At 69.2% G+C, this 18468-nt stretch carries 17 protein-coding genes and 1 pseudogene; 7 read left to right on the top strand and 11 right to left on the bottom strand.

Annotation, left to right across the window (positions count from 1 at the left end; genetic code table 11):
• The first annotated feature begins 254 nt into the window (after positions 1–254).
• On the top strand, positions 255–2501 hold the full coding sequence (locus KXC43_RS17420; RefSeq protein ID WP_221377071.1) for a discoidin domain-containing protein: 2247 nt from the start codon (positions 255–257) through the stop codon (positions 2499–2501).
• Between the two features lie 27 nt (positions 2502–2528).
• On the opposite strand, the gene KXC43_RS17415 is transcribed toward KXC43_RS17420, so the two are convergent.
• Entirely contained in the window at positions 2529–3293 is a 765-nt protein-coding gene (locus KXC43_RS17415) for an alpha/beta fold hydrolase (protein WP_221377070.1), read from the bottom strand.
• A gap of 54 nt (positions 3294–3347) precedes the next feature.
• Here KXC43_RS17415 and KXC43_RS17410 point away from each other — a divergent pair, with 54 nt between their 5' ends.
• Complete coding sequence (locus KXC43_RS17410; protein WP_221377069.1) at positions 3348–4019, top strand: TetR/AcrR family transcriptional regulator; 672 nt, start codon at positions 3348–3350, stop codon at positions 4017–4019.
• Between the two features lie 20 nt (positions 4020–4039).
• On the opposite strand, the pseudogene KXC43_RS17405 reads toward KXC43_RS17410, so the two are convergent.
• Positions 4040–4909 (bottom strand): annotated as a pseudogene (locus KXC43_RS17405) (ATP-binding protein); the annotation flags it as partial.
• 227 nt (positions 4910–5136) lie between these two features.
• On the bottom strand, positions 5137–6123 hold the full coding sequence (locus tag KXC43_RS17400) for a LacI family DNA-binding transcriptional regulator (protein ID WP_221377068.1): 987 nt from the start codon (positions 6121–6123) through the stop codon (positions 5137–5139).
• Positions 6124–6255: 132 nt separating this feature from the next.
• Here KXC43_RS17400 and KXC43_RS17395 point away from each other — a divergent pair, with 132 nt between their 5' ends.
• The 3 genes from KXC43_RS17395 to KXC43_RS17385 are packed head-to-tail and all read left to right on the top strand — an operon-like array spanning position 6256 to position 9139.
• Entirely contained in the window at positions 6256–7305 is a 1050-nt protein-coding gene (locus KXC43_RS17395; RefSeq protein WP_255644150.1) for a sugar ABC transporter substrate-binding protein, read from the top strand.
• Positions 7306–7307: 2 nt separating this feature from the next.
• Positions 7308–8321, top strand: coding sequence for an ABC transporter permease (locus KXC43_RS17390; RefSeq protein ID WP_221377067.1), 1014 nt, complete (start codon positions 7308–7310; stop codon positions 8319–8321).
• Entirely contained in the window at positions 8318–9139 is an 822-nt protein-coding gene (locus tag KXC43_RS17385) for an ATP-binding cassette domain-containing protein (protein WP_308129120.1), read from the top strand. Before KXC43_RS17390 ends, KXC43_RS17385 begins: the two co-directional genes overlap by 4 nt.
• Positions 9140–9180: 41 nt before the next feature.
• Here the strand turns inward: KXC43_RS17385 and KXC43_RS17380 are convergent, their stop codons facing one another.
• Positions 9181–9384 (bottom strand): hypothetical protein, encoded by a 204-nt coding sequence (locus KXC43_RS17380; RefSeq protein ID WP_221377066.1) that lies wholly within the window; start codon positions 9382–9384, stop codon positions 9181–9183.
• 80 nt (positions 9385–9464) lie between these two features.
• Here KXC43_RS17380 and KXC43_RS17375 point away from each other — a divergent pair, with 80 nt between their 5' ends.
• On the top strand, positions 9465–10268 hold the full coding sequence (locus tag KXC43_RS17375) for an endonuclease/exonuclease/phosphatase family protein (protein ID WP_221377065.1): 804 nt from the start codon (positions 9465–9467) through the stop codon (positions 10266–10268).
• Positions 10269–10282: 14 nt separating this feature from the next.
• Here KXC43_RS17375 and rhaI read toward each other — a convergent pair whose 3' ends face one another.
• From rhaI to KXC43_RS17345, 6 genes are read right to left on the bottom strand one after another with little or no spacing between them, the layout of a single operon-like run.
• Positions 10283–11449 carry an L-rhamnose isomerase gene (rhaI, locus tag KXC43_RS17370; protein ID WP_221377064.1) on the bottom strand — a complete coding sequence of 389 codons (1167 nt, stop codon included), beginning with the start codon at positions 11447–11449 and terminating at the stop codon, positions 10283–10285.
• Positions 11446–11778 carry an L-rhamnose mutarotase gene (locus KXC43_RS17365; protein ID WP_221377063.1) on the bottom strand — a complete coding sequence of 111 codons (333 nt, stop codon included), beginning with the start codon at positions 11776–11778 and terminating at the stop codon, positions 11446–11448. Before KXC43_RS17365 ends, rhaI begins: the two co-directional genes overlap by 4 nt.
• 17 nt (positions 11779–11795) lie before the next feature.
• Positions 11796–12869 (bottom strand): rhamnose ABC transporter substrate-binding protein, encoded by a 1074-nt coding sequence (rhaS, locus tag KXC43_RS17360; protein WP_308129119.1) that lies wholly within the window; start codon positions 12867–12869, stop codon positions 11796–11798.
• Positions 12870–12895: 26 nt separating this feature from the next.
• Positions 12896–13927 (bottom strand): ABC transporter permease, encoded by a 1032-nt coding sequence (locus KXC43_RS17355; RefSeq protein WP_221377061.1) that lies wholly within the window; start codon positions 13925–13927, stop codon positions 12896–12898.
• Complete coding sequence (locus KXC43_RS17350; RefSeq protein WP_308129118.1) at positions 13920–14960, bottom strand: ABC transporter permease; 1041 nt, start codon at positions 14958–14960, stop codon at positions 13920–13922. Before KXC43_RS17350 ends, KXC43_RS17355 begins: the two co-directional genes overlap by 8 nt.
• Positions 14957–16483: a sugar ABC transporter ATP-binding protein gene (locus tag KXC43_RS17345; protein ID WP_221377060.1), complete on the bottom strand. Its 1527-nt coding sequence runs from the start codon at positions 16481–16483 to the stop codon at positions 14957–14959. Before KXC43_RS17345 ends, KXC43_RS17350 begins: the two co-directional genes overlap by 4 nt.
• A gap of 177 nt (positions 16484–16660) precedes the next feature.
• Here KXC43_RS17345 and KXC43_RS17340 point away from each other — a divergent pair, with 177 nt between their 5' ends.
• Complete coding sequence (locus KXC43_RS17340) at positions 16661–17695, top strand: LacI family DNA-binding transcriptional regulator (protein ID WP_221377059.1); 1035 nt, start codon at positions 16661–16663, stop codon at positions 17693–17695.
• Between the two features lie 354 nt (positions 17696–18049).
• On the opposite strand, the gene KXC43_RS17335 is transcribed toward KXC43_RS17340, so the two are convergent.
• Positions 18050–18460, bottom strand: coding sequence for a roadblock/LC7 domain-containing protein (locus KXC43_RS17335; RefSeq protein ID WP_221377058.1), 411 nt, complete (start codon positions 18458–18460; stop codon positions 18050–18052).
• Positions 18461–18468: the final 8 nt, after the last annotated feature.

Here is an 18468-nt window from a genome sequence, read left to right as displayed (position 1 = left end):
CGCCGCGGACGGCCGGAGCCACCGCCGTACGGCATTGACCTGGGTTTATGCCGGAGCGTGGAGCGCATCGAGCCCGGCCTTTGTGACAAGCGCAAGACCGCCGAAGTTCCGGAACCGTGTTCATCTATGGACAGCTGATGAACACGTTCCCTAGCGTCGGTCCCGGGGGAGCGCTTTCCCTCGTGCAGAGGAGAGATCGGTCTTCCCTAGGGCGCAAGAAGTCCCCCTTGCGCATCCCCGCCCAAGGAGAAGCAATGACCATCCCCATCTCCTCCGCACCCGAGCGGAGACGCTCCCCCTGGCGCCTCGCCGCGATAAGCGGCCTGGTCGCCACCGTTGTCGCGGGCTACGCCGCGGCAACCGCGGTCGGCGCGAGTGCCGCCGAAACCCTGCTCTCGCAGGGCAAGCCGGCTACCGCGTCGTCCACGGAAGCGGCCGGCGCCTACGCGGCGGCCGAGGCCGTCGACGGCAACACCGGCACCCGCTGGGCATCGGCGTTCAGCGACCCGCAGTGGCTGCAGGTCGACCTGGGCAGCTCGCAGCAGATCACCCGCGTCGAGCTCAACTGGGAGACCGCCGCGGCCAAGGCGTTCCAGATCCAGGTCTCGGACAACGCGAGTTCCTGGACCAACGTCTACTCCACCACCACGTCGGCCGGGGGCAACCAGAACCTCACGGTCAACGGCACCGGGCGGTACGTGCGCATGTACGGCACCCAGCGCACCACCGGCTACGGCTACTCGCTGTGGGAGTTCAAGGTCTACGGCGGCACGACGACCACACCCCCGACCACGCCGCCCCCGACCACGCCGCCCCCGACCACGCCGCCCCCGACCGGCGACCCGATCCCCGGCGGCGGCAGCCTCGGCGCCAACGTGGTGGTCTTCGACCCGTCGATGTCGAGCGCCAGCATCCAGGCCCGGGCCGACCAGATCTTCGCCCAGCAGGAGAGCGCGCAGTTCGGCACCGGGCGTTACGTGCTGGCCTTCCGGCCGGGCACCTACAACAACCTGAACATCCAGGTCGGCTTCTACACCTCGATCGTCGGCCTCGGGCAGAACCCGCAGGACGTACGGATCAATGGCGACATCACGGTCGACGCCGGCTGGTTCCAGGGCAACGCGACCCAGAACTTCTGGCGCAGCACCGAGAACGTGTCGGTCTATCCGGTCAACGGCACCAACCGCTGGGCCGTCTCGCAGGCCGCTCCGTTCCGCCGCATGGACATCCACGGCAACCTCAACCTGGCCCCCAACGGGTACGGCTGGGCGTCCGGCGGCTACATCTCGGACTCCCGGATCAGCGGCAGCGAGGGCCAGTACTCGCAGCAGCAGTGGTTCACCCGGGACAGCCAGATCGGGTCGAACACCAACGCGGTGTGGAATCAGACCTTCGTCGGCGTGCAGGGCGCTCCGGCGGCCAGCTACCCGACCCCGCCGTACACCGTCATCCCGCAGACCCCGGTGATCCGCGAGAAGCCGTACCTCTACCAGAGCGGTGGCGACTACGCGGTCTTCGTGCCCAACCTGCGCACCAACACCTCGGGCGCGACCTGGGTCAACGGCAACACCCCGGGCTCGTCGATCCCGCTCAGCCAGTTCTACGTGGCCAAGCCGGGCGACACCGCCGCACGGATCAACCAGGCGCTCGCGCAGGGTCTGAACCTGATCTTCCAGCCCGGCATCTATCACATCAACCAGACCATCAACGTGACCCGGGCGAACACCGTGGTGCTCGGCCTCGGCTACGCCACGATCATCCCGGACAACGGCGTCACCGCGATGCAGGTGGCCGATGTGGACGGTGTGAAGGTGGCCGGCGTGCTCTTCGACGCGGGCACCACCAACTCGCCCAATCTGCTGGTCATGGGTCAGGCCGGCTCCTCGGCCAACCACGCCGCCAACCCGAGCACCGTCCAGGACGTGTTCTTCCGGATCGGCGGCTACGTCGCCGGCAAGGCCACCAACAGCCTGCTCGTCAACAGCAACAACGTGATCATCGACCACATCTGGGCCTGGCGGGCCGACCATGGCAACGCCGGCACCTACGGCTGGACGGTCAACACGGCCGACAGCGGCCTGATCGTCAACGGCAACAACGTGACGGCGTACGGCCTGTTCGTCGAGCACTACCAGAAGACCGAGGTGCTCTGGAACGGCAACGGCGGCCGCACGTACTTCCTGCAGAACGAGCAGCCGTACGACCCGCCGTCGAACGCCGCGTGGCGCAGCGACGGGGTGCTCGGCTACCCGGCCTACAAGGTGGCGGACAGCGTCCAGACCCACGAGGCGTGGGCGATGGGCAGCTACGCCGTCTTCCTGGACAACCCGGCCGTGCACTCGGCCAACGGCTTCCAGGCCCCCACCCACGGCGGCGTGAAGTTCCACAACATCTTCACGATCTCCCTGGCCGCCGGCACGATCGACCACGTGGTCAACAACATCGGCGCCCCGGCCCAGGCCAGCAACGTCGTGCCGTCCACAGTGACCAACTTCCCGTAAACCGCCTGACCCCGGGGCCCGTCGCTGTCACGAGCGGCGGGCCCCGATCCACGTCGCCAGGACGTCCGGCCGGCTCAGGTAGACCTCGTGGTCGTCGGCGCCGGGCACGCGTACGGGCGCCCGGCCGATCAGCTGGGCCAGGCGCTGGGCGATGTCGAGGTGCATCGGGTCGGGCCGCTCGCTGACGGCCAGGGTGACCAGCTCGGCCGGCAGGTCGCCCGGCCCGAACGCGCGCCGGGTGAGCTGCCGGGCATCGTCGCGAATGGCCGGCTCGGCGTTCCGCAGCGCGGCCAGCACCTCCGGCGAGTCGAGGTCGGCGCGGCCTTCGGACAGCACGGTCAGCGCAACTCGCCAGGCGCCTTCCCAGTCTTTCGGGTACGCGGTCAGGTGCGCCTCGACCGGGGCCATGATCGCGTCGTGCGTAGCGTCGGCGTCGGGCAGCATCCCGAGTGCGGCCGGCTCCCAGGCGATCACCTCGCGCAGCAGGCCGGCATGGCGCTGTGCGAGCGCCAGAGCGACGACCCCGCCCGAGCTGAAGCCGACGACGGTGGCCGGCGCGAGCCCCAGCCGGCGGATCAGCTCGGCTGCGTCGTCGGCGTGCCGGTCGCCGCGGTCGGCGGGCCAGTCGCCGGTGCGGTTGCGGCCGGTGCCACGCCGGTCGTACCAGACCGTGCGGCAGCCCCGCCCGGCCAGCGCCCGCGCCTGCGGCTCGATCATGCTCGCGTCCTCGGCGCCGCCGTGAATCAGCAGGACAGGCCGTCCGGACCCGGCCTCGTGGTGGTGAAGAACCATCGGAATGCCTTTCGCTTTACTGGCTCAATATTCAATACACGCTAAGCTAAACCGATGGGTGGTGATGTGTCTCGCCGGCGTCGGCCATACGACTCCTCCGGCCGCCAGGCGCAGGCGTCGCTGGTGCGGGCCCGGGTGCTCGAGGCGGCGCGCCGGCTGTTCATCGAGCAGGGCTACGGGCGCACGTCGATGACCCGGATCGCCGCCGAGGCCGGGGTCTCCACCCCGACCGTCTTCGCCGGCTTCCGCACCAAGTCCCAGCTGCTCAAGGCCGCGGTCGACACCGCGATCGTCGGCGACGACGAGCAGGTGCCCCTGGCGGCCCGCCCCGTCATGCGCCGCGTCCACGAGGCCGCCGGCTTCCCCGAGCTGGTCGAGCGCCTGGCCGACGCCTTCGCCGAGGTGGCCGAGCGTGCCGGCCCGATCGCCGCCGTGGCCTACGCCGCCGCCGACGCCGATGCCGAGGTGGCGCAGCTGGCCGCCACTCTCGACGCGGAACGCCTGACCGGGGCCCACCACCTGGCCGCGGCCGTGGCCACCCGGTTGCAGGTCACCGATCCGGCCGCGACGGACCGTATCCGAGACACGATCTGGACCCTGAACTCCTTCCAGCAGTGGCACCTGCTGACCCGCCAACGAGGCTGGACGACACAGGCCTACCGGGACTGGATGGTCGTGGCTCTGACCGCCCTCTGCACCCACGCGGCCGACTCCACCGCGACGTGATCAGCCGGCGCCGCTCGCTGTCAGGGCGCAGCGACCTGCCACAGCGCGCTGACCGGCATGACGCGGAGTTTGTCGCCGAACGGCAGGGTGGTGCTGCCGGTGTAGAGGACGATGCCCGCGACGAAGTCGTCGCCGAGGCGGTCGCGAAGGCGACGCAGCCCGCGGAAATCCTCGGGCTTGACCGTCGAGGCCGCCTTCACCTCGATGCCGACGACTTGCCCGGACCGATTCTCCAGAACGGCGTCGACCTCGAACTTGTCGCGATCCCGGTAATGGGAGAGTTCGGCTCTCTGCGCGGACCAGGTCAGCTGGCGGCACAACTCGGACAGCACGAACGACTCGAGTAACGGCCCGAACGGTGCACCGGGACGGAGCAAGGAGCGGGCCTCGACTGCCATCTCATTCGCGAGGATGCCCGAGTCGACGAAGACCAATTTCGGTGCAGCTGTGGCGCGGCTGCCGAGATTGCGCGACCAACCGGGGATCCGTTTGATCAGGAATATCTCTTCCAGAACCTGTAGGTATCGCGCGATCGTCGGCCGGCTCAGTTCCAGGGCGGATTCCAGCGAGTTGGCGGCGATGATGGTTGCTGACCGGGCTGCGAGCAGCCGTACCAGCTTGCGCAGCTGGCCCTTGTGCTGGATGTCGGAGAGCTGCCGCACGTCACGGTCGATGAGCGACTGGACGTACGCGTCGAAAAACTGCTCGCGGCGCTGCGGATCGTCGCGGAACGTTGCTTCCGGAAGGCCGCCGCGGACGATCCGGGCCGCATAGTCGGCGCGGGTGACGGTCGAGGTGTGCCGCAGCCGGGGGCCGAGTGCGAAGACGGCGTCGATGAAACCGTCGGGTTCATTGTCGATCTCGCCCTGCGAAAAGGGCCAGAGCTCGACTCGGGTGTCAGCCAGCGCGGCATTCACTTTCGAGGCGGCATGGCGGGGAATCAGCGGATGGGTAGCCACGCCTCATGCTAGCTGGGTAGTGTTCGATCTGCGAAGGGTTGGACTTTCGATTTGCGGGGACAGCGGCCTTCATTATGCGAGGCAGATGACGTTCGGTCTGCTTGCTCCGCCATGTTCGGTCTGCGAAGGGTAGGGCGTTCAGCTTGCCGGGTGCTCTCTCACAGTTCGCCGGAGCCGCGGGGGATCAGGGTGGTCGGGATGCGGATCTCGCGGGGTGGGCCGTCGTAGCCGTCGATGCGTTCGAAGAGGGCCGTGGCGGCGGTGCGGCCCATGCGGGACGGGTCCTGGGCGACCACCGTGACCGGCGGGTCGAGCAGATCGGCCAGGGGGAAGTCGTCGAAGCCGATCAGGGCGACGGACCGCTCGCGCCCGAGGCGGCGTAACGCGCGTACGGCGCCCGTGGTCACCATGCTCTGGGTGGTGAACAGGGCCGTGGGTGGGTCGGGCGCCCGCAGCATGGCGATGGCGGCTCGCTCGGCGGCGGTCGGATCGTGCAGATCGTGCACCGCCGGGCCGGGGTGGCTGCCGAGCGCGCGCAGGTACCCGCGGTGGCGTTCGCGAGCCGTCGACAGCAGACGGCGTCCGCCCAGGTAGCCGATGCGGCGGTGGCCCTGGGCGACGAGATGGCGTACGGCGCCGGCCGCTCCGGAGACGTTGGTCGAGACCACCGAGTCGCCGGTGACGCCGGCCGGGATGCGATCGACGAAGACCACGGGCATGCCGGTGTGCGCTTCGAGATGGCCCAGGTCGCCGCCGGTGGGGGCCAGGATCAGGCCGTCGGTCTGGCGCTCGGCGAACGCTGTGGCCAGTGCCTGTTCGCGTACGGGGTCCTGGTCGAGGCTGCCCGTCAGCACGTGGATCCCGCGGGCCCGCGCCTGATCCTCGACCGCGCGGTGCAGGGCGGCCGAGAAGGGGTGGGAGACGTCGTCCAGCAGCACGCCGATCGTCCTCGTGCGACGGTCGTTGCGGCGAAGCATGCTGGCGCCCAGGTGGGGGTGGTAATCGAGCGACTCGACCGCCGCTCGCACCTTGGCCACCAGGTCGGGCGCGACCGTGGTCTCGCCGTTGACTACCCGGGACACCGTCTTGAGGCTCACCCCGGCGGTGCGGGCGACGTCGTTCATGGTCGGTCGTTGAGGCGTCATGCATCCACCTCCATCGATGTTGATCACGGAACGCAACATCTTGGAAACTCATTGTTGACACGGGGTGAAGGCGGGCGTCTACTGCGGGACAACGTTGTCTTTCGATTTCGGCTAAATCGGTTTGGAGGAGACATGCGCGATCCGACCATGTCTCGGGCCGGAAGGATGCTGGCCGCGGGCTGCGTGGTGACACTGCTGCTCGGCACGACCGCTGCCTGCAACCGAGGTACCGGCGAGGACGTCGTCGGTCTCATCACCAAGACCGACACCAACCCCTTCTTCGTCCAGATGAGAAAGGGCGCACAGAGCGCGGCCGAGTCGCAGGGAGTCGAGCTGCAGAGCTTCGCCGGCAAGCAGGACGGCGACAACGAGGCCCAGGTGCAGGCGATCGAGAACCTGATGTCCTTCGGCGCCAAGGGCTTCCTGATCACCCCGAACGATTCCAAGGCGATCGTGCCCTCGATCGACAAGGCGCACGAGCTGGACATGCTGGTGATCGCGCTGGACACGCCGGTCGACCCGCCCAACGCCGCCGACGCCACCTTCGCCACCGACAACTACCAGGCGGGCAAACTGATCGGGCAGTGGGCCAAGGCCAAGTTCGAGAAGGAGGGCAAGCAGGCAAAGATCGCCATGCTCGACCTCAACGCCAACCAGGTGTCCGTGGACGTCAAACGCGACCAGGGCTTCCTCGACGGCTTCGGCATCGACGTGGGCGATCCGAACCGGATCGGCGACGAGAACGACCCGCGGATCGCCGGGCACGACGTCACCGACGGCGCCGAGGACGGCGGCCGGACCGCCATGGAGAACCTGCTCCAGAAGGATTCGACGATCAACCTGGTCTACACGATCAACGAACCCGCGGCGGCCGGCGCCTACCAGGCGCTCAAGTCGGCCGGGCGCGACAAGGACACCGTCATCGTCTCGATCGACGGCGGCTGCCCGGGTGTCGACAACGTCTCCCAGGGCGTCATCGGCGCAACCTCGATGCAGTTCCCGCTCAAGATGGCGCAGCTCGGCGTCGAGGCCATCGCGCAGTTCGCCAAGGACGGCACCAAGCCCCAGGCGACCTCGGGCAAGGACTTCGTCGACACCGGAACTGACCTGATCACCGACGACCCGCAGGCCGGCGTCGAGTCCAAGGACTCGGCGTGGGGCAAGCAGAACTGCTGGGGCTAATTATGGCGACTGCTACCGCTGACTTCGACGTACGCAAGAGCGACTCGCTCGGCCTGCGCATCCAACACACCCTGCACGCCAACCCGATCCTCGGGCCGCTGGCCGTGCTGCTCGTCGCGATCATCGCCTTCTCGATCGTCAATGGGCGGTTCTTCACGGCGACCAACCTCTCCCTCGTGCTGCAGCAGGTCACGGTCATCGCCACGCTCGCGCTGGGGCAGACGCTGATCATCCTGACCGCCGGCATCGACCTGTCGGCCGGTGCGATCGCCGTCTTCTCGTCGATCCTGATGGCCACGTTCTGCGTCGACGCCGGGGTGCCCGGTATCATCGCGCTGCTGCTCGGCTTCGCCTGCGGCACGGCGATGGGCGCGCTCAACGGCTTCCTGGTGACGCGGATAAAGCTGCCACCGTTCATCGTCACGCTGGGCACGCTGACCATCTTCTTCTCGCTCAACTCGGTGGTCAGCAACAGCGAGACGATCCGCGGCTCGGACATGCCGTCGCTGATGACCTGGACCGGCGACTCGATCCCGATCGGCAACTTCCGGCTGACCTACGGCTCGATCATCATGCTGCTGTTGTTCGGGTTCTTCTTCTACGCGTTGCGGTCCACCGCCTGGGGTAAGCACGTCTACGCGACCGGCGACGACGCCGAGGCCGCGCGGCTGGCCGGCATCCGTACGAACCGGGTGCTGTTCTCGGTCTACACCGTGGCCGGGCTGCTCTACGCGATCGGTGGCTGGATCCTGATCGGCCGGCTCGCCTCGGCCAGCCCCAACGTGGGCGTCGAGTACAACCTCGACTCGATCACCGCGGTCGTGCTCGGCGGCACCAGCCTCTTCGGCGGCCGGGGGGCCGTGATCGGCACGCTGGTGGGCGCGCTCATCGTCGGCGTGTTCCGCAACGGCCTGCAGCTGGGCGGCGTCGAGGTGGTCTGGCAGGGCTTCGCGATCGGTCTGCTGGTGCTCATCGCCGTGTCGCTCGACCAGTGGATCAGGAAGGTGAAAACGTGAGCTCGGATACCGACACCAACCCGGTGGGCCCGCGGCACGCCGCCGACCGGACGCCTGTGTTGCAGGCCAAGGGGCTGGTCAAGAAGTACGGCCGGGTCGTCGCGATCGACGGGAGCGACCTCGAGCTGTACCCGGGGGAGATCCTCGCGGTCATCGGCGACAACGGCGCCGGCAAGTCGAGCCTGATCAAGGCGCTCTCGGGCGCCCTCGTGCCGGACAGCGGCGAGATCTTCCTCGACGGGCGGCAGATCCAATTCCGTACGCCCATGGACGCGCGCTCGGCGGGCATCGAGACCGTCTATCAGACCCTGGCCGTGGCGCCCGGCCTGGACATCGCCGACAACCTGTTCCTCGGCCGCGAGCAGCGCAAGGCCGGACCGATGGGTTCGATCTTCCGCATGCTCGACCGGGCGCACATGCGCTCGGAGGCGAAACGGCACATGAGCGAGCTCGGCGTGGCCACCCTGCAGAACATCGGCCAGGCCGTCGAGTCGCTCTCCGGCGGTCAGCGGCAGGCGGTGGCGGTGGCCCGGTCGGCCGCGTTCGGCAGCAAGGTGGTGATCCTCGACGAGCCGACCGCGGCACTGGGCGTCAAGGAGGGCAACCGGGTGCTCCAGCTGATCCGCGACGTGCGCGACCGCGGCCTGCCGGTGATCCTGATCAGCCACAACATGCCGCACGTGTTCGAGATCGCCGACCGCATCCACATCCAGCGGCTGGGCCGCCGGGCCACGGTCATCACTCCGGAGAGTCACTCGATGAGCGAGGCCGTGGCGATCATGACCGGCGCCGCCGAGCCGCCACCACATACCGCCTGACCCGTCCCCATCCCCAGCCGGCGCCGGGAGACCGGCGCCGGCTACTTCTTCTTCTTGCCCTTGGCGTCGCCGAACATCTCGCCGAGCATGTCGTTGTCCCGGTCCGTGGCGGTCTTGGGCTCCTTGACGGCCACCTTCCAGAACAGGAACACCACGACTGCGATCCAGGCCCACCACGGGATGCCGGACTCCGGCCCGAACAGGGCGGTTGTCACGTCGTACGCGGTGGTGAGGTACTGGTCCATCCGTGGCCCCCTGTCGCTGAATGTCGGCCCCCTGGATCGGCCGCGCAGCGCCCGGGCTTAGTAGTTCGTAGAGTCGTGTCATGCGAGCAGTGACCTGGAACGTGTGGTGGCGCTTCGGTGGCGCCTGGCGCGAGCGCGAACCCGCGATCGCCGATGTGCTGAAGGGGCTCGATCCGGACGTGGTGGGCCTCGTCGAGACCTGGTCCGGCGAGGGAATCACCCAGCCCCAGCTGCTCGCCGACGACCTGGCCGACCATCATGCGGCCTTCGTGCCCACCTCGTTGCCGCCCGCGCCCGACCCGCCCGAGTATTCGTCGCAGGCGGGTATCGAGGTCGGGCTGGGCCTGATCAGCCGTTGGCCGATCCTGACCACCGAGGTGCACGACCTGCCGCACGAGCAACGCCCCGGTCCGCCGCCGACGGCGTTGCTGGCGACCCTCGACCATCCGCGGGGCCCGCTGCACGTGATCGTGTCGTGCATCGAGTGGGAGCCGGCGTACGCCGCCGATCAGCTCGCCCAGAGCGAGGCCCTGGCCGCGCTGGCCGCGGACCCCCGGCTCGACGGCGACCTGCCGGTGCTGCTGCTGGGTGACCTCAACGCCGACGTGAGCCAGCCCGATCTGGCGCCCCTGCTCGCTGTTCTGACCGACACCTGGTCTCTGGCCGGCGGCGATCCCCGTGCCGTGACCCTGAGCTCCGCCCTGCTGGAGGCTCCGCTCGAGGCCACCAAGCAGATCGACCGCCGGATCGACCACATCCTGGCCCGGCCGGGCCGGAAGGGCGCCGGACTCACCGCCCGGCGGGCCTTCCTGGCCGGCACGGAGGCGGTCAACGGCAGGCACCCCTCCGACCACTTCGCCGTCGTGGTCGACCTCGACGTCTGACCCGTCGGTCGTGGTCAGGCGCCCCAGCCGGCCTGGGTGCCGCCGACGCGCTCGGCGATGATCTTTTCGTCGTGGCCGCTGCGGCGGTAGGCGGCCATCGGGTCGGGGTCGAGGCCGGCGTCGGTGCGGACCTCGGCCAGCAGGGGGCGCACGTCGGTGTTGTAGGCGTCCATGAAGACGGCGTTCGCCTCCAGGACGTCGCCGGCCTGCTGGGCCCTCGTCAAAGCTTCCCGGTCGACCAGCAGGGCCTTGGCCGTGGCCTCCTGCACGTTCATCACGGAGCGGATGATGGCCGGGATCTTCCGCTCGATGTTGTGGCACTGGTCGAGCATGAACGCGATGCCGTAGGCCGGGTCGAGGGCGCCGCCGCGGACGATCTCGTACATGATGCGGAACAGCTGGAACGGGTCGGCCGCCCCGACCATCAGGTCGTCGTCGGCGTAGAAGCGGCTGTTGAAGTCGAAGGCGCCGAGCTTCTTCTGGCGCAGCAGGAACGCGACGATGAACTCGATGTTCGTGCTGGGCGCGTGGTGGCCCGTGTCGATGCAGACGGTGGCCCGCTCGCCCAGCTCCAGGCAGTGCGCGTACGACGTGCCCCAGTCGGGCACGTCCGTCGCGTAGAAGGCCGGCTCGAACAGCTTGTACTCCAGCAGCATCCGCTGGTTGCCGGTCAGCCGGTCGTACGCCTCACGCAGCGCCGCCGCCAGCCTGTCCTGCCGGTCCCGCAGGTCGTCCTGGCCGGGGTAGTTGATGCCGTCGGAGAACCACAGCTTCAGGTCGCGGGACCCGGTCTGTCCCATGATGTCGATCGCCTCGAGCAGGTGATCGGTGGCCTTGCGGCGGATCCCGGCGTCGGGGTTGGTGACCGAGCCCAGCTTGTAGTCGTCGTCCTGGAAGACGTTCGTGTTGATCGCGCCGATCTCCACCCCCAGGTCGCGGGCGTACGAGCCGAGGGCAGCGTAGTCGTCCACCTTGTCCCACGGGATGTGCAGCGCCACCACCGGCGCGACGCCGGTGAACTGGTGCACCGTGGCGGCGTCGGCGATCTTCTCCTCGGGGTTGCGCGGCACCCCGGGCTGGGCGAAGACCTTGAAGCGGGTGCCCGAGTTGGCGTAGGCCCACGACGGGGTCTCGATGCGCTGTGCCGTCAGAGCACGCTTGACGGCGGCGAGGTCGGTCATGGGGTCTCCTGAGAACTTTCGGAAAGGTGGAACACCTCGGTCAGCAGCGGGAACCCTTCGTCGCCGGGTCCGCCGCGGGCGAAGAACTCCGCCATTTCCGCTTGCCACCTGGTGTTGACGTCCAGCGCCGCCATTGCCGCCTGGGACGCTTCGAGATCGTCCGCCTCGACGTAGCCGATCAGCAGCCCGTCGCCGCGGAGGAAGAGGGAGTAGTTGCGCCAGCCGGTGGCCCGGAGAGCGTCCTGCATCTCGGGCCACACGGACTGGTGCCGCTCCACGTACTCCGTCATCCGCTCGGGGCGGACCTGGAGCTGGAAGCAGTAGCGCATTGGCTGATCCCTACGACCTAGAAGTTGAACTGGTCGATGTTTTCCTTGGTGAACTCGGTCGGCGGGCCGAGCACGATCTCGCCGTCGGCGCCGATCGTGTACTCGCCGAGCTTGCCGGCCTTGAACTTCTCGCCCGGGGCGCCGGTGATCTGACCCGAGGCCATGGCGGCGCCGGCGAAGGCGGCCAGGTAGCCGATGTCGGCCGGGTTCCACAGCGCGAACTTCTTCACGGTGTCGTCCTTGACGTACTCGCGCATCTGGTTCGGCAGGCCGAGGCCGGTCACCGCCACCTTGCCCTTGTAGCTGGACGACGAGATGTAGCGGGCCGCCGCGGCGATGCCCACGGTGGTCGGGGCGACGATCGCCTTCAGGTTCGGGTACGACTGCAGCAGACCCTGAGCCTCCTGGAACGACTTCTGGTCGTCGTCGTTGCCGTAGGCCACCTTGACCAGCTTCAGCTTCGCGTACTCGGGCTTCTTCAGCTCTTCCTTCATCACCTCGATCCAGGAATTCTGGTTCGTGGCGTTCGGGGTCGCCGAGAGCACCGCGATCTCACCCTCGCCGCCGGCCTGCTCCAGGGCCATCTTGGCCAGCGACTGGCCGATGCCCTCGGTGGTGGCCTGGTTGATGAAGGCGTCCCGGCAGTCCTTGGAGGCGTCCGAGTCGAACGTGATGACCTTGATCTTCGCGGCCCGGGCCTGGTTGAGCGACGGGCAGACCGCGTTCGGGTCGTTGGCCGCGACCACGATGACGTCCTGCTGCTGCTGGATCAGGGTGTTGATGTACGACACCTGCGACGAGGCCGACGCGTCGTTCGGGCCGACCAGCTTGTACTCGCCCTTGAGCTCCTCGACGGCGACCTTGCCGCCGCCGGTCTCGACGTCCGAGTACGGGTTGTTCAGCTGCTTGGGCAGGAAGGCGATCTTCAGGCCCTCCTTGATCGCCGCGTTGGGGTCGGCCGCCGCGGAAGCCTGCGTGCCCGAGCCGGCGTTCGTGTTGCTGTCCTTGGTGGTGCCACCGCAGGCGGCCAGGCCGGCGACGAGAAGTGCGGCCGAGGTTACGGAAAGTAGTGTGCGGGGGGAGCGAAGCACGGCGTACTCCATTCTCTTTTCGAGCGCTATCGGGCGGCGGCTTGCCGCAGCTTGCGGCGTTGCCAATTGCCGCGTACGGCGGTGGTGATGTTGGGAAGCAGGACGGAGAGCACGAGCAACGTGCCCGTGACGATGTTGAGCGCCTGCCCGGAGACGTCCTCCAGGCGCAGCGCGTTCTGCAGCGCGGTCAGCAACACCACACCGGCCAGCACGCCGGGCAGGCTGCCCTTGCCGCCGAAGATCGACACCCCGCCCAGCAGGACGGCCGCGACGACGGCGAGTTCGAGGCCCGCGCCGTTGTCGGCCCGGGCGCTGGAGTAGCGCAGTGTCCACAACACACCGACCAGGCCGGCCACCGCGCCGCTGGCGACGTAGAGCCAGAACTTGGTGCGCGCCACCCGGATGCCGGAGAAGTGCGCGGCCTGCGCGTTGGCGCCGATCGCGTAGAGCGAGCGGCCGAACGGGGTGGCGTGCTGCACGATCCCGAAGATCAGGGCGAGGACGACGATGAGGATGAGCACGTTGGGAACGGCGCCGCCGCCGATCGTTCCCGTGACCCAACCCGTGTAGTTCCAGGGGAAGTCGGCGACCGCGCCGTCACCGAGCACGACGAACGCGAGGCCGCGGTAGAGGGCCAGCGTGCCGATCGTCACCGCCAGCGACGGCAGCCCCAGCGTGGTGATCAGGAAACCGTTGACCACGCCGCAGATCGCGCCGATCGCGATGCAGAGCGGGATGATCGACTCGATCGAGAGGCCCTGGTTCCAAAGCCAGCCCATCATCGAGCTGGTCAGGCCGAGGGTGCTGGCCACCGACAGGTCGATCTCGCCGGTCACGATGATCATCGTCATCGGCAGCGCGATCAGGATGATCGGCAGCAGGTCGAGCACCATGAAGGTGAAGTTCCGGCTGGTGCCGAAGTTGTCCACAGTGAACGAAGCGATGATCAGCACCAGCGCGGTGAGCACCAGGATGATGCTGTCCCAGCTGGTCAGCCGGCTCCTCAGCGCGCCGCTTCGGTTGGCCGCGGGCCGCTTGCCGAGGTCGATGTCAGACATGCGCGTCCCTCTTTCGCAGCGAGCGGGCGATCCGCACCGCGACCAGGCGGTCGGCGCAGATGGCCAGAATGATCAGCGCACCCACGATGGCCTGCTGCCAGAACTGGTTGATGTCGAGCACCGCGAGGGCGCTGCCGATCACCGTGAGCAGCAGGGCGCCGAGGGCGGCGCCCCACACCGAGCCGCTGCCGCCGAAGACGGCCACGCCGCCGACCACGACCGCCGCCACCACGTTCAGCTCCAGGCCGGTGCCGGCCGCGGCGTCGACCGTGCCGAACCGGGCCGCGTAGAGCACCCCGGCCAGACCGGCCAGCGCGCCACTGAGCACGAAGGCGCCGAGGAGGTTGCGGGCGACCTTGATGCCGGCCAGCTCGGCCGCGGCGGGGCTGGACCCCATCGCGTAGAGCTCGCGACCGACCCGGTAGTTGCGCATCATCACCGAACCGGCGGCCACCACGACCAGCGCGATCAGCACCAGCCAGGGGATGCCGAGGATGCTGTCGTTGGCGAAGGTCAGGAAGTGCCGGGGGAGCTCGTCGGCGTTGACCTGCGAACCGCCGGCCCACGAGTACGTGATGCCGCGGTAGATGTAGAGCGTGCCGAGGGTGACCACCAGCGCGGGCACCTTGCCGTAGCGAACGAGGACGCCGTTGACCAGGCCGGCGACCGCGCCGATGGCCAGGCCGGCGAGCAGCCCGACGACCATCGGCAGGTCCTGGTTGCTCATCAGCGTGGCCACGGCGAAGGCGCTGATGCCGAGCACCGAGCCGACGCTGAGGTCGATGTTCCGGGTGATCACCACGACCGCCTGGCCGGTCGCCATGACCGCCAGGATCGCGGTATTGAGCAGGTTGTCGCGGATGCTCTGCCCGGAGAGGAACCGGGGGTTGTCGATCGCCGTGTAGGCCACCAGCAAGGCCAGCGCGAGCACGATGCCCAGCTCGCGGGTCTTCAGCAGGCCGCCGAAGCGCTTGGCCGCCGGGGCGCCGAGCGGCGCGTCGGTGGGCGCCGACCGATCGGAGGTGACAGTCACGCCGCGACCTCCTGTCCCATGGCCGCGTACATGACGGACTCCTCGGTCGCCTCGGCTCGGGTGAGCTGGGCAGCGATGCGGCCCTCGCGCAGCACCACGATCCGGTCGGCCATGCCCAGCACCTCGGGCAGCTCGGACGAGACCATGACGACCGCGAGGCCGTCGGCGGCGAGCGACGACATCAGCCGGTGGACCTCGGCCTTGGTACCGACGTCGATGCCGCGGGTGGGCTCGTCGACGATCAGCAGTTTGGGGCCGGTGGCGAGCCACTTGGCCAGCACGACCTTCTGCTGGTTGCCGCCGGAGAGCGTGCCGACGGCGTCGCTGAGCCGGCCCAGCTTGGTCTGCAGCTTCGTCGTCCACGTCTCGGCGGCCTCGTGCTCGGCGCTGCCGAAGAGCAAGCCGAGCCGGGCCAGCTTGCGGGCCCGGGGCAGGGTCACGTTGCGCTCGATCGACAGCTCCATCACCAGACCCTGCTGACGGCGGTCCTCGGGGACGAGCGCCATGCCGGCGGCCATCGCGGCCCGCGGCTGACCCTTACGAAGCTTCCGGCCGTGCATCTTCACCGTGCCCTCGTCGTACGGGTCGACGCCGAACACGGCCTGCATGACCTCGGACCGTCCCGCGCCGACCAGTCCGGCCAGGGCGACGATCTCGCCCGCGCGCACCGAGAACGAGATGTCGCGGAACACGCCCTCGCGGCTCAGCCCTTCGACCTCGAGCACGACGTCGCCCGGCTCCACGTCCTGCTTGGGGAAGAGCGCACTGAGGTCGCGGCCGACCATCCGCCGGATCATGTCGTCGACGCTGAGGCCGGCCACCAGTTCGGTGGCGACGTGGCGGCCGTCGCGCATGATCGTCACACGCTCGCACAGCGCGGTGATCTCCTCGAACCGGTGCGAGATGAACATGATCGCCGCACCCTCGTCGCGCAGCGACCGCACCACCGCGAAGAGCCGTTCGACCTCGACGGCCGAGAGCGCCGCGGTGGGCTCGTCCATGATCAGCACCCGGGCCTCGGACGACAGCGCCTTGGCGATCTCGACCAGCTGCTGGTCGGCGATCGACAGGCCGCGGGCCGGGCGACCCGGATCGAGCGGGACGCCGAGGCGGCGGAACAGCCGTTCGGCGTTGGCGGTCATCTCTTTGCGGTCGATCTGCCGCAGCCGGGTCAGCGGCTGGTTGCCGATGGCGATGTTCTCGGCCACCGACAGGTCGGGAAAGAGCGTCGGCTCCTGATAGATGACGGCGATGCCGGCCGCCTTGGCGTCGGCGGGGCCGGCGAAGTCCACGTCGACGCCGTCGACCCGCAGCGTGCCGGTGTCCGGACGGTGGACCCCGGCCAGCATCTTCACGATGGTGGACTTGCCGGCCCCGTTCTCCCCGACGAGCGCGTGCGCCTCGCCCGGGAACAGCGGGAAGCTGACCCCCTGCACAGCAGCGACCGCGCCGAAAGACTTCGTGACGTCGTGGACCTCGAGCCTGGGCGGCTGGTCCCCGGGCCGGGCGTTTGCCTCCGCCACGGTCCACCTCCGTCGGTAAAGTTGAAATGTTTCAGTGAATGTACGAGCAACGTAGGTGGCCCCGATCACACCTGTCAAGCGTTGGTCAGAAACGTTGTGGAAACACTGCCGTTGTTATGACGACGGGTGCCGTAGGATTCGGCTTCAACGTTTCAACGGGGATTTCAAGGAGGACCTGTGCTGAACGGCAGGACGCCGTCCGTCAAGGACGTCGCGGCAGCCGCGGGCGTCTCGCTGGGCACCGTCTCCAATGTGATGAACCGTCCCGAAGTGGTCAGCGCGCGCACCCGCGAGCGGGTCGAGCGGGCCATGTCCGAGCTGGGCTTCGTCCGCAACGAGTCGGCCCGCCAGCTGCGCGCCGGCACCAGCCGCACCCTGGCCTACGTGATGCTCGACGGCACCAACCCGTTCTTCCACGACGTGGCCCAGGGCATCGAGCTGGCCGCCGAGGACGCCGATCTCTCCCTGTTCATCTGCAACAGCAACAGCCGCTCGGCCCGGGAAGCGGTGCACCTCGACCGCCTGCTCCAGCAGCGCGTCCAGGGCATCCTGATCACGCCGGTCGACCCGGCCGCGCCCCACCTCGACGAGCTGATCCGCCGGGGCGTCCCCATGGTGATCGTCGACCGCATCGGCAACGCCGACAGCTGCTGCTCGGTCGCGGTCGACGACGTGCTGGGCGGCCGCATCGCGGTCGAGCACCTGGCCGAGCAGGGCCACACCCGGGTGGCCTTCATCGGCGGCCCCGAGTCGCTGGGCCAGGTGCACGAGCGGCTCGTCGGCGCCCGCGAGATGTGGGCGTCGCTCGGCAACGACCCGGAAGACCTGATCTACCTGCCGACCGAGACGCTTTCCGTGTCCGAGGGCCGCTCGGCCGGCGAACGGCTGGCCGGCCTGGCCGCGCGGCGCCGCCCCACGGCCGCCTTCTGCGCCAACGACCTGCTTGCCCTGGGCCTGCTGCAGCAGAGCATCGGCGCCGGCCTGCGTGTGCCCGACGACCTGGCCATCGTCGGCTTCGACGACATCGAGTTCGCCGCGGCCGCGGCCGTGCCGCTCACGTCGGTGCGCCAGCCCCGCCAGGAGCTCGGCCGGGCCGCCGCCCAGCTGGTGCTCGACGAGGCCACCAACCCCGACCACCGCCACCAGCAGCTGCAGTTCACGCCGGAGCTGGTGGCCCGCGCATCCACAGTCAGCCGCAACCGCACCATGTGAGTCGCTTGCCCGGCGCGGCCGCGTCCGGCGAGCTGCGCCTGTCCGCCATGCGCCCACACGCGTCGAGATGCCTCCCCGCGCGGCGACCCGGTTGCGGAAACAAGATCGCCCCGAAGCCAAGATCAGCCCGTGGTGCCACCGCCTCCCCCGCCCACCCAAGGGACGGGGGAATTATGCGATCTTTCGGCGTGGGACGAGCCGGGCTGTCCACAGGCGGTTTCGAAGGCCGGGCTCGGGCTGTGGAAAACAATCCAGCGGGCGGGCAAGGGGGCCCAGCGCCGGGGCCGCCGACCGGCTCGCGTCCGGCCGCCCTCGTTGGAAACGAAACATGCAGGCCGAAAAGCGGCGCGGGCGTCAGCCGAAGTAGCCGGAGGGCTCCACGGTCTGGATGCGCAGCAGGCTCGCCAGGCGGTTGGTCACCGGGCGGGCCTCCAGGTGCAGTCGCGCGATGTTCAGGCCGCTGTCCCCGATCACGGCCAGCAGCGCCAGCTCGCCGACCGCGTACACCGCGAGGTAGCCACCCTGGTTGCGGATCGTCACCTCCTGGAAGGTGCCCTGGTTGAGGGCGGCGCCGCAGGTGCGGCTGATCCCGTGCGCGCCCGCGGCCAGCGCCGCGATGTCGTGGGGCTCGGGACCGGTCTCGGTGTCGTGCAGGATCAGCAGGCCGTCGACGCCGGCGACGACGCAGCCGCGCACCCCGGTGACCTGATGCCGCAGCGCGGCCAGCTCGGCACGGACAGCCTGGTACGGATCGGAGGATTGCAACGCTTTCT

It is taken from the genome of Paractinoplanes polyasparticus, assembly GCF_019710575.1.
In the GTDB taxonomy this organism is placed as follows: Bacteria; Actinomycetota; Actinomycetes; order Mycobacteriales; family Micromonosporaceae; genus Actinoplanes; species Actinoplanes polyasparticus.
This window is presented reverse-complemented; position numbering and strand designations above follow the sequence as displayed.

Bases quoted from the DNA above. Each gene is read 5' to 3' on its own strand.
- rhaI (WP_221377064.1), bottom strand. From the start codon at position 11,449: ATGACCGACCTCGCCGCCGTCAAGCGTGCTCTGACGGCACAGCGCATC.
- KXC43_RS17365 (WP_221377063.1), bottom strand. From the start codon at position 11,778: ATGCGCTACTGCTTCCAGCTCCAGGTCCGCCCCGAGCGGATGACGGAG.
- KXC43_RS17415 (WP_221377070.1), bottom strand. From the start codon at position 3,293: ATGGTTCTTCACCACCACGAGGCCGGGTCCGGACGGCCTGTCCTGCTG.
- KXC43_RS17380 (WP_221377066.1), bottom strand. From the start codon at position 9,384: ATGGACCAGTACCTCACCACCGCGTACGACGTGACAACCGCCCTGTTC.
- KXC43_RS17375 (WP_221377065.1), top strand. From the start codon at position 9,465: ATGCGAGCAGTGACCTGGAACGTGTGGTGGCGCTTCGGTGGCGCCTGG.
- KXC43_RS17355 (WP_221377061.1), bottom strand. From the start codon at position 13,927: ATGTCTGACATCGACCTCGGCAAGCGGCCCGCGGCCAACCGAAGCGGC.
- KXC43_RS17410 (WP_221377069.1), top strand. From the start codon at position 3,348: ATGGGTGGTGATGTGTCTCGCCGGCGTCGGCCATACGACTCCTCCGGC.
- KXC43_RS17400 (WP_221377068.1), bottom strand. From the start codon at position 6,123: ATGACGCCTCAACGACCGACCATGAACGACGTCGCCCGCACCGCCGGG.
- KXC43_RS17390 (WP_221377067.1), top strand. From the start codon at position 7,308: ATGGCGACTGCTACCGCTGACTTCGACGTACGCAAGAGCGACTCGCTC.
- KXC43_RS17420 (WP_221377071.1), top strand. From the start codon at position 255: ATGACCATCCCCATCTCCTCCGCACCCGAGCGGAGACGCTCCCCCTGG.
- KXC43_RS17395 (WP_255644150.1), top strand. From the start codon at position 6,256: ATGCGCGATCCGACCATGTCTCGGGCCGGAAGGATGCTGGCCGCGGGC.